We start from the raw sequence: 1,244 nt of genomic DNA on the forward strand, positions 1-1,244 counted from the left end.
CCCTACAGCCCGCTCAAGCCGAGCGCGGCGTCACCTCACCGCTTGTGCTGGGAGTCCGCCACCGTCACCTCGACCCGCTGGAACTCCTTCAGCTCGCTGTACCCGGTGGTGGCCATCGCGCGCCGCAGGGCACCGAAAAGGTTCATGGAGCCGTCGGGCGTGTGGGACGGACCCGTCAGGACCTCCTCGATCGTGCCCACGGTCCCGAGGTCCACCTTCTTGCCGCGCGGCAACTCCTCGTTCACGGCCTCCATGCCCCAGTGGTGCCCCTTCCCGGGCGCGTCCGTGGCGCGGGCCAGCGGCGAGCCCATCATCACGGCGTCCGCGCCACAGGCGATCGCCTTGGGCAGGTCGCCGGACCAGCCGACGCCACCGTCGGCGATGACGTGAACGTACCGGCCGCCGGACTCGTCCATGTAGTCCCGGCGGGCCGCGGCCACATCGGCGACCGCCGTGGCCATCGGAACCTGGATGCCCAGCACGTTGCGCGTGGTGTGCGCGGCCCCGCCGCCGAAGCCGACGAGGACACCGGCCGCGCCCGTGCGCATCAGGTGCAGGGCGGCCGTGTAGGTGGCGCAGCCACCGACGATCACCGGGACGTCCAGCTCGTAGATGAACTGCTTCAGGTTCAGCGGCTCGTGCGAGCCGGAGACGTGCTCCGCCGACACGGTCGTACCGCGGATGACGAAGATGTCGACGCCGGCGTCCACGACGGCCTTGGAGAACTGGGCGGTGCGCTGCGGGGAGAGCGCGGCGGCGGTGACGACGCCGGAGTCGCGCACCTCCTTGATGCGCTGCCCGATCAGCTCTTCCTTGATGGGAGCCGCGTAGATCTCCTGGAGCCGGCGGGTCGCGGCCTCGTCGGGCAGGCCGGTGATCTCGTCGAGCAGCGGCTGCGGGTCCTCGTACCGCGTCCACAGGCCTTCGAGGTTCAGTACGCCGAGACCGCCCAGCTCGCCGATGCGGATCGCGGTGGCCGGGGAGACGACCGAGTCCATGGGGGCGGCCAGGAAGGGCAGCTCGAAGCGGTAGGCGTCGATCTGCCAGGCGATCGAGACCTCCTTCGGGTCCCGCGTACGGCGGCTGGGGACGACGGCGATGTCGTCGAAGGCGTACGCCCGGCGGCCGCGCTTGCCGCGCCCGATCTCGATCTCAGTCACGTGTGTGGCCTTTCCTCTTCGCTTCTGCGCCTTCCAGTATCACCGACGGGTCCGACAGCGGCTGCCCCGGATGCGCGACAGGGG

The 1,244-nt window shown here is 70.8% G+C and carries 1 protein-coding gene; it reads right to left on the minus strand.

Going from position 1 to position 1,244, the window contains the following annotated elements; all coding sequences use genetic code 11:
- Positions 1 to 35: 35 nt before the first annotated feature.
- Complete coding sequence (locus tag STRIP9103_RS01020) at positions 36 to 1,160, minus strand: GuaB3 family IMP dehydrogenase-related protein (protein ID WP_009293920.1); 1,125 nt, start codon at positions 1,158 to 1,160, stop codon at positions 36 to 38.
- Positions 1,161 to 1,244: the final 84 nt, after the last annotated feature.

This window comes from Streptomyces ipomoeae 91-03, assembly GCF_000317595.1.
GTDB lineage: Bacteria > Actinomycetota > Actinomycetes > Streptomycetales > Streptomycetaceae > Streptomyces > Streptomyces ipomoeae.